Annotated in this window: 8 protein-coding genes; 2 read left to right on the plus strand and 6 right to left on the minus strand. The window is 73.5% G+C overall.

All coding sequences use genetic code 11. The features are described from left to right. Window positions 1-51: 51 nt before the first annotated feature. The 3 genes from ACJA3G_RS22965 to ACJA3G_RS22975 all read right to left on the minus strand — a co-directional run bounded on the left by ACJA3G_RS22965 (window position 52) and on the right by ACJA3G_RS22975 (window position 2,515). Complete coding sequence (locus ACJA3G_RS22965; protein WP_406554914.1) at window positions 52-462, minus strand: GntR family transcriptional regulator; 411 nt, start codon at window positions 460-462, stop codon at window positions 52-54. 134 nt (window positions 463-596) lie between these two features. Further along, window positions 597-1,583, minus strand: a complete 987-nt coding sequence (locus tag ACJA3G_RS22970) for an ABC transporter permease subunit (RefSeq protein WP_406554915.1) — start codon at window positions 1,581-1,583, stop codon at window positions 597-599. Further along, a complete protein-coding gene (locus tag ACJA3G_RS22975; RefSeq protein ID WP_406554921.1) occupies window positions 1,580-2,515 on the minus strand; it encodes an ABC transporter ATP-binding protein in 936 nt (311 codons plus the stop codon). Before ACJA3G_RS22975 ends, ACJA3G_RS22970 begins: the two co-directional genes overlap by 4 nt. Before the next feature lie 229 nt (window positions 2,516-2,744). Between ACJA3G_RS22975 and ACJA3G_RS22980 the strand changes: the two genes are divergently transcribed. Then, a complete protein-coding gene (locus tag ACJA3G_RS22980) occupies window positions 2,745-3,416 on the plus strand; it encodes a DUF4232 domain-containing protein (protein ID WP_406554916.1) in 672 nt (223 codons plus the stop codon). An 18-nt stretch (window positions 3,417-3,434) separates the two neighbouring features. Here the strand turns inward: ACJA3G_RS22980 and ACJA3G_RS22985 are convergent, their stop codons facing one another. After that, window positions 3,435-4,556: a sulfite oxidase gene (locus ACJA3G_RS22985; RefSeq protein ID WP_406554917.1), complete on the minus strand. Its 1,122-nt coding sequence runs from the start codon at window positions 4,554-4,556 to the stop codon at window positions 3,435-3,437. A gap of 236 nt (window positions 4,557-4,792) precedes the next feature. Here ACJA3G_RS22985 and ACJA3G_RS22990 point away from each other — a divergent pair, with 236 nt between their 5' ends. Further along, the gene (locus ACJA3G_RS22990; protein WP_406554918.1) at window positions 4,793-6,175 is read left to right on the plus strand and encodes an FAD-binding oxidoreductase; all 1,383 of its coding nucleotides are present in this window, start codon (window positions 4,793-4,795) and stop codon (window positions 6,173-6,175) included. A 40-nt stretch (window positions 6,176-6,215) separates the two neighbouring features. On the opposite strand, the gene ACJA3G_RS22995 is transcribed toward ACJA3G_RS22990, so the two are convergent. Together ACJA3G_RS22995 and ACJA3G_RS23000 are read right to left on the minus strand one after the other, a co-directional pair. Continuing rightward, window positions 6,216-7,568, minus strand: coding sequence for a VWA domain-containing protein (locus ACJA3G_RS22995; protein ID WP_406554919.1), 1,353 nt, complete (start codon window positions 7,566-7,568; stop codon window positions 6,216-6,218). Then, window positions 7,565-8,434 (minus strand): AAA family ATPase, encoded by an 870-nt coding sequence (locus tag ACJA3G_RS23000; RefSeq protein WP_406554920.1) that lies wholly within the window; start codon window positions 8,432-8,434, stop codon window positions 7,565-7,567. The genes ACJA3G_RS22995 and ACJA3G_RS23000 overlap by 4 nt, the downstream gene beginning before the upstream one ends. Window positions 8,435-8,717 lie beyond the last annotated feature (283 nt).

An 8,717-nucleotide genomic window follows, 5' to 3' on the forward strand; every position in this document is an offset into this window, starting at 1 on the left:
CCCGTCCACACCCCCGCCCGCTGAGCGCCGCCCGGCCGTGCCGGGCGGCGCTCAGCGGGCGGGGGTGTGGACGGGCGTGCTCGCCGGAAAGGTCTCGGCGAGCAGCGCGTCGAACAGCGTCGTCACATCGTGCTCGGTCAGCCCCTCCGCCCGCGCCTCGCGCAGCCACTCCCCGAGCCGGGCGCGCAACGGCGACTCCGGGGCGGTCTGCGGAGTGGCGAGCGAGCGGGTGATGAACGTCCCCGCCCCCTGGCGCACCTCGACCAGACCGGCGCGCTCCAGCTCCCGGTAGGCCTTGAGGGTGGTGTTGGGGTTGACCTTGGTGGTGGCGGCCACCTGGGCCGCGGTCGGCAGTTTGTCGCCCTCGGCCAGAGCGCCCATGCGCAGGGCCTGTTCCACCTGGTGGACGATCTGGAGGTAGGCGGGCAGGCCGCTACGGCGGTCCACACGGAACGCGACCATCGCACCTGCCTCCTTCGCTGGAAATCTCTGTCGGGCCGCGCCCCGGAAGTCCCGGGACTTCCGGGACGCGGCACCCTCGCGCACGATGGCTTACAGCCTATGCCCGGGGGTGGGCCGAGCCGGGCCGGGCGGCCCTAGAACGCCTGGCGGCGGGCGCGCCACACCGTCAGCGCGAGCAGGACCATGCTCCCCGCGGTCAGCAGGGCCGCCGCGGTCCACTGCAGGGTGGCCATCTGGTCGTAACCGAAGTAGTCCCACACCGTGTTGACGATGCCCTTCTGGGCGCGGCAGCGTTCGGGGCTCGCGTTGTCGACGCAGGTGCCCCACCCGTAGAGCTTGCCGGACGCGGTGCCGATCCACTGGTCCACCTGGGACGCGCCGTCGAGCACCGCCGGCTGGGAGCTCTCCAGGGGGAAGGCGATCCGGCGGGGCGTGGCGAGGTGCGGTTTGAGGTAGTCGAAGACCACCGAGAACGCGAAGGCGCCGAAGAAGGTGAGCGTCATCGCGGTCACCGCACGGCGCACCAGCGCGCCGATGACGATGCCGAGCGAGGTCGTGAACAGCGCTGTCGTGAGCAGCACGGGCCCGGTGTTGTTGAAGATCGTCCCCTCCAGCCAGTCGCCGGAGACGAACGGCCGCGCCGCGTGCCAGTACCAGGTCAGCAGCGCACCGAGGATGGCGGTGGTCACCGCGACGAGACCCAGCGCGAAGCCCACCTTCCACAGCAGCCAGCGCGAGCGGGGCACCGACTGCGTGGTGACCAGCCGGGCCGTGCCGCTCTCCTGGTCCGCGGCGAGCAGCGGGGCGCCGAGGAAGACACCGAACAGCAGCGGGAGATACCCCACGTAGACGGCGTAGCTGTTGAAGGTCTCCGACAGCCGCATGCGCCGGCCGCCGTCGAGGTCGTCCACGGGGGTGGCGGGCCAGCCGGCGGCATGCGCCTCGTCCAGCATGGCGCCGCGCTGGTGGATGATCAGGGCGCCGCCGATCAGGACCGCCGCCGCGCAGGCGATCAGTACGGCCCGGTGCTGGCGCACCATCAGCCAGAGCAGTCCGCGCAGCCGCCCGGGCCTGGCGCGGGTCGGCTCCTCGGTGGCGGAGGGACGGGTCAGGGTGCTCATACGGCGTACTCCTCTTGGTGGCCGGGAGCGGCGGCCGGGGACAGCAGCGCGGGCGCCTGGGGGTTGCGGAGGTAGGCGAGCAGCACTTCTTCCATGCTGGGCTCGGCGAGCTGCCAGTCGCCGGTGAGCGGGCCCTCGGTGCGCACCATGGCCGTGAACTGCCGCCCGGCGGTACGGGATTCGATCACCGTGTGGGTGTTCAGCGCGGCGGGCAGGACCTGGTCGGTGGTGACCCCGGTGACCAGGGTGTGCATCGGCACCAGCTCGTCCGTCTCACCCGCCATCCGGACCCGGCCGTCGGCGAGGACGAGGAGGTAGTCGCACATGTGCTCAAGGTCGCCCAGGATGTGGGAGGACATCAGGACCGTGGTGCCGCGCTCGACGGCCTCGGCCATCAGCAGCGAGCTCAGCTCGTCGCGGGCGACCGGGTCGAGATCGGCCATCGGCTCGTCCAGGAGCAGCAGGTCGGGCCGCTTGCCGAAGGCGAGCGCGAAGGCCACGCGGGTGCGCTGGCCGCCCGAGAGGCTGCCGATCCTGGCCTCCATCGGGACGGGCCCGCCGCGCACGATGCGCTCGGCCGCGTCCTGGTCCCAGCCCGGGTTGAGCTCCTGGCCCAGGCGCAGCGACTCGGCCACGGTGAACCGCTTGAACATCGGTTTGTCCTGGGCGAGATACGCGAACCGGGGCAGCGCGGCGGGGGAGCCCGCGGGGATGCCGAAGATCCGCAGCTCACCGGTGCTCGGCTCGACGAGCCGGGTCGCCAGGTTGAGCAGGGTGCTCTTTCCGGCGCCGTTGGGTCCCACCAGTCCGCAGATGCGCCCGGCCGGAATCCGGAAGGTGCAGTCCCGCAGGGCCCAGCCCCGGCGGTATTTCCTCCCCAGCCCACGCGCTTCCAGGGCCCAGCGGGTGTCGGCCGTGCCAGGAGCGGTCATGTCGCGCACGCCTCCCCCCTTTCCATGATTCCACTAGTTGACTAGTGGAATCATGGGGTTGGTGGCGAGCGGGTGTCAAACAGTGCGCCACCAGGGCGGGGTCGCCGCTCGGGGCGTGGCGGAATTGTCACCGTCGTGCCACACCTGCTCACCCGTGCGAACCATCGCCGCCGCCACGGTGTGTTGTACGGCGAGCGCCGGGGTGTACCGGCCTATCCTCGGGGGAGTCATGGACTACTCACATCTGCGTCGTGCGATCACGGTGGCGGCGACGGCCGCGATGGCCGGTGTCCTGGTGGTCGGCTGCGAGCCGGGCAGTGGCGACGGATCCGCTCCGGGGGCCGCCGCGTCCCCCGTGATCCCCACCGCCAAGGCCACACCGCACACCACCGCGCCCACCGCGAAGCCCCCCGCCGAGCCGGGAACCGCGGGCAGCACCAAGCCCAAGCACGCGGCCCCCAGGTGCGGACTCAGCGACCTCAAGGTCACCCCGGCCCACCAGGCCGCCAACCGCCCCCAGGGCACGGGCCTCGGCGCGGCCGTCGTCGGCTTCGCCAACACCTCCGCGCACCCCTGCTCGGTGAAGGGGTTCATCACGGTGGCCGGGGCGGGCAACGGCGCACCCGACAAGAACGCCCCCCTGGCCGTCACCCCCACCGGCACCGCCTCCACGGTCCTGCTGGCCCCGGGCGCCCGCGCCTGGACCAAGCTCACGTTCGTGCAGGTCCAGGGCGAGGCCGACGGGTACTGCGTGTCGGGGGCCGAGCCGTCCTCGTACCCGACCGTCGTCCTCGGGGTGCCGGGTGCCGGGCGGTACCAGACGGCCCTGGACGACGGGGTGTTCGCCGAGTGCGACAACAAGGTGAAGGTCACCGCGCTCTCCGCCACCAAGCCTTCCTGAGCCCGCGGCGCGGTCCGCTCAGCCGTCCTCGGGGCAGAACACCTCGACCCGCTGGACCACGTTGTTGGCGAAGCCGCCGCGGTTCCAGGGCTGGGTGAGCGGCTGGGTGGCGCCCCCGGCGTCGGTGGCGCGGGCGCTCAGGACGTGGCTGCCGGGGGTGGCCGTCCACAGGGCCCGCCAGCGGCGCCACGCCCAGCCGTGGCCGACCGCCGGGGCGAGCTCGGCCTCGGACCACTCGCGTCCGTCGTCCGTGCTCACCTCGACCCGGGTGACCGGCGCCCGCCCCGACCAGGCCCGGCCCTCCAGCAGGACGCGGCCGGGGCGCACCACACGGGTGCGGGACATGAAGTCCGGGAAGCCGGGCGGGATCATCAGCGCGCGCGGGGCCATCCTGGTCACCGGGTCGCCGGTCTCCCCCGCCGACTGCCGGTAGCGGTAGGCCACTTGCTGCTGGAAGCCGGTGAACGGGGCCGCGGTCAGCGTGATGGCGCGCAGCCACTTCACATGGGCCATGCCGTACCACCCCGGGACCACCAGCCGCAGCGGATGGCCGTGCTGCGGCGGCAGCGGGGCGCCGTTCATCTCGTACGCCACCAGCACCTCGGGGTCCCGGCCGAGGGCCTCCGTCAGCGGCAGGCTGCGCTGGTAGTCCTGCTCCACACCGCGCTCGACGCCGTGGTCCGCGCCGGTGAAGACCGCCTCCACCGCGTCCGGCTCGACCCCGGCCTCGGCGAGCAGCAGGGTGCGCAGTGGCACCCCCGTCCACTCCGCGGTCCCCACCGCCTCGGTCAGCCACGGCTGACTGACGGGACGCGGGGAGAGCAGGGCCCGGCCGTTGCCCGCGCACTCCATGGTCACCCGGTGGGTGACCGCCGGGAAGGAGCGCAGAGCGGCCAGGTCCAGGGTGAGCGCGGTGCGCACCCGCCCGTCCACGGTGAGTTCCCAGGTGTCGGCGTCGGTGTGCGGGATGTCGTAGTGGACCAGGACGTAGTGCAGCCCGGGCGGGGTGACGTCGTAGCGCAGGGCCTCCAGCGGCAGCGCGTGGTTGCGGGCGGCGAGGGCGAGCTCCTCGGGGCTGATGCCCTCGGCCGGGCCGGCGGTCCGGCCCGGGGTGCTGATGTCACCGAAACGGGCGTCCATGCCCCCATCGTGCGCCCGCGGCCGGGCCCGGTCATCTCCAGGGGCGGGACACCGGGCCGGGGGATTGCGAGTCCCCGGCCGCGGGGAGACGCTTGAGGTGTCAGCCCTGTGGCGCCCGTCAGCGGCCGAGACCCGTGGGGGTGCCGGGGCACCGGCGCGCGAGAACCACCGGCGGCCCCAGCAGGGGAAGGGCCGGGCGGGTCCCCGGACCTGCCGTGCGCGGCAAGGAGAGCGTCATGGACGGGACGACGCTGGAAGCGATGCGGACCGTGCTGCGCGGTCCGGTGATCGGCCCGCAGGACCCGGAGTACACCGAGGCGCGCACGATCTACAACGCGATGATCGACCGGCGGCCGGCCGCGGTCGTGCGGTGCGCGGACGCCGGCGACGTCATCGACGCGGTCGACTTCGTCCGCGACCACGGCCTCGAACTGGCCGTCCGCGGCGGCGGGCACAGCGGGGCGGGCCTGTGCCTGGTGGACGATGGGGTCACCCTCGACCTGTCGCCGATGCGCTGGGCGCGCGTCGACCCCTCGGCGGAGATCGCGCAGGTCGGCGGCGGCTCCCTGATGGCCGACCTGGACCACGCCGCCCACGCGTTCGGGCTGGCCACGCCGGGCGGCATCATGTCGACGACGGGCGTCGCCGGACTGACCCTCGGCGGCGGCCACGGCCATCTGACCCGCAAGTACGGGCTGACCATCGACAATCTGCTGGCCGCCGACGTGGTGCTCGCGGACGGCAGCTTCGTCACGGCGAACGAGCGCAACCACCCCGACCTGTTCTGGGCGCTGCGCGGCGGCGGCGGCAACTTCGGCGTCGTCACCTCCTTCACCTTCTCGCTGCACCCGGTGCACACCGTGGTGCTCGGCGTGACCCTGTGGACACCGGACCGCATCGGGGACGTGCTGCGGTGGTACCGCGAGTTCCTGCCGCAGGCGCCCGAGGACCTCAACGGGTTCTTCGCCGTGCTCGTCGTCCCGCCGGGGCCGCCGTTCCCGGAGGAGATCCACGGGCAGAAGATGTGCGCGGTGGTGTGGTGCTGGACCGGCGACCCGGACCAGGCCGACCAGGTCTTCGCGCCGGTGGCCGAACCGGGCCCGCCCGCCTTCCACTTCACCGCCCCGATGCCGTACCCGATGATGCAGAGCATGTTCGACGAGCTGATCCCCGCGGGCCTGCAGTGGTACTGGCGCGGCGCGTTCTTCGACCGGATCACCGACGGGGCTATCGACGTCCACGCCAAGTACGCCGAGGGCATCCCCACCGACCTGTCGACCATGCACCTGTACCCGGTCGACGGCGCCGCCCACCGCGTCAAGCCGGGCGACACCGCCTGGGGCTACCGGGACGCCGTCTGGTCCGCGGTCATCGGCGGCATCGACCCCGACCCCGCCAACGCCGAGACCGTCCGGCAGTGGTGCGTGGACTACTGGGAGGAACTGCACCCGCACTCCATGGGCGGCGGTTATGTGAACTTCATCGGCGCGGGCGAGGGCCAGGAACGGGTCAGGGCCACCTACGGCGAGCAGTACGACCGGCTGGCCGCGGTCAAACGCGCCTACGACCCGCACAACCTGTTCCACGCCAACCAGAACATCGAACCGGCGCGCGGCTAGCGTCCGTCGGCGCCCAGGGCCGCGGCCGGATCAGACCGGATCACACCGGCAGGAGCCGGGCGACGAGGCCGCCGAGCTGCCGGGCGTTGCGGCACACGTGCATCTCGACCACCTCGGCATAGGCGAGCGCGGCCGAGTCCCCGGTCGACCACAGGGAGGCCGGTTCGGGGTTGAGCCAGTAGACCCGGCGGGCGCGCTCCGCGATACGGCGCAGCGCCGGGAGGTTGGGGTCGCTCATGTTCGTCCGGGCGTCCCCCAGGACGAAGACGGCGGTGCGCGGACCGACCGCGTCGAGGTGGCGCTCGGCGAACTCCCCGAGCGAGGTGCCGTAGTCGCTGCTGTCGTGCCAACCCGTCACCGCCGCCTCACCGGCGATGCGCTCGGCCAGGCCCGACGGGTCCGCCGCGCCCTTCTGCAGCAGGCCGGTGACCTCGTCGACGCGGTTGACGAAGGCGAACACCCGCACCCGGCTGAACTGCTCGTGGAGCGCCTGCACCAGCAGCATGGTGAAGTTCGCGAAGCCGGCGACCGAGCCGGACACGTCGCAGAGCAGGACGAGTTCGGGGCGTACGGGACGGCGGCGGCGCAGGACCGGGCGCAGGGGAACACCGCCGGTCGACAGCGAACCGCGCAGGGTGCGGCGCAGATCGATCCGGCCGCGGGCCGCGCGGCGCCGGCGGGCCGCGAGACGGGTGGCCAGTCTGCGCGCCAGCGGCTGCACCGAACGGCGCAGCTCGTCGAGCTGGGCGCGGCCCGCCACCAGGAAGTCGACCTGGTCTGCGGTCGGCCGCACGGCCCGGCGCGCGATCTCGTCGGTACCGCGGCGCTGCGCCACCCGGCGGCGCGCCTCGGTGGCGACCTGCTCGCGGAACCGCTGGATGCGGCGCCTGATCTCGTCGTCGGTCAGCCGGTCGGTGAAGTCGGCGCCGCCCCCGGCCCCCTGGGCGAGGGTGGCCCGTACCCGCGCGAGCAGCGTCTGCGGGCGCAGCCGGTCGAGGGTCTGGTGTGCGGAGAAGCCGTCCGAGCCGGGCGAGGCGCCGTATCCGCCGAGCGCGTCCACCGCCTCGGCGGCCAACTGCCCCAGCGCCGCCCGGTCGTCGGCGGCGAGCGCGGCGGCCAGCCGCTCGCGCAGGTCCGCCGTGTCACCGCCGGTCGCGGGCGGGGCGCCGACGCGGAGCGGGAAGTACAGATCGAAGACGGGGTCGAAGACCGCCCGCTGGCCCTCGTGGTGCAGCAGCGCCGCCGCCAGCCCCTCCCGCATCCGCTCGCGGTCACCGAAGCCCAGCACCTCCAGGGCCGCCGCCGCGTCGACGGTCTCGCCCGGCCCGATCCGCAGACCGTGTGTGCGCAGCGTGCGGACCAGCCCCGTGAGCCGGTCGGGCAGCGCGGTCACACGGCGTCCAGATCGAGTTTGGCGGCGGCCTTCAGCAGATCGTCCTGGTGCTTGAGCAGGACGCCGAGGCTGTCGCGCACGACGGTCTCGTCGAGGGTGCCGGCGCCGAGCGCGAGCAGCGTACGGGCCCAGTCGACGGTCTCCGCGACCGAGGGCGCCTTGCGCAGGTCCATCGCCCGCAGCGCACCCACCACCCGCACCACGGACGTGGCCAGCGCCTGGTCGAGCCCGGGCACCCGCATCCGTACGATACGGCGCTCCAGCTCCTCCTCGGGGAAACCGATGTGCAGGAAGAGGCAACGGCGGCGCAGGGCCTCGGAGAGCTCGCGGCTCGCGTTGGAGGTGAGCACCACGAACGGGCGGCGCGTCGCCGTGATCGTGCCGAGCTCGGGCACGGTGACCTGGAAGTCGCTGAGGACTTCGAGGAGCAGTCCCTCGACCTCCACGTCCGCCTTGTCGATCTCGTCGATCAGGAGGACCTTGGGATCGCTGCCGCGGATGGCCGTGAGCAGCGGGCGGGGGAGCAGGAACTCCTCGCCGAAGATGTCCGTACGGGTCTCGTCCCAGGACTCCTCGCGGCCCGCGGTGATGCGCAGCAGCTGCTTGGCGTGGTTCCACTCGTACAGCGCCCGGGACTCGTCGACGCCCTCGTAGCACTGGAGCCGGATGAGTTCCGCGCCCGCGACCCGGGAGACCGCCTTGGCGAGCTCGGTCTTGCCGACGCCCGCCGGGCCCTCGACGAGCAGCGGCTTGCCGAGCCGGTCGGCGAGGAAGACGGTGGTGGCGACGGCCGTGGACGCCAGATAGCCGGCCTCGGCCAGGCGCGCGCGGACATCGTCCACGGACGTGAAGTACCCGGTCGTCATGGGGCGTTCTCCTGGTCTCCCGCTCGGCCGGCGGTCGCCCGGCGCGCTCGTACGTGCTGCCGTACGTACTTGATCAGCTCCCCGGGCCGGTCCACAACGGCCGGACACGGTTTGCGGCGAACGTCACGGTCCGCCGGGCGGGGCGGCGCGGCGCGGGGCGCGGCGGGTGGTCAGCAGGAGCGCGATGTCGTCCGGGCGGTCGGTGACCAGCCGGGCCTCCTCGATGAGCAGGTCGGCGGTGCCGCCCAGGGACGGGCCGGTGCGCCGGATGGGGGTGGCGGCG

The organism is Streptomyces sp. YS-3 (genome assembly GCF_045257485.1).
Taxonomy (GTDB): Bacteria; Actinomycetota; Actinomycetes; order Streptomycetales; family Streptomycetaceae; genus Streptomyces.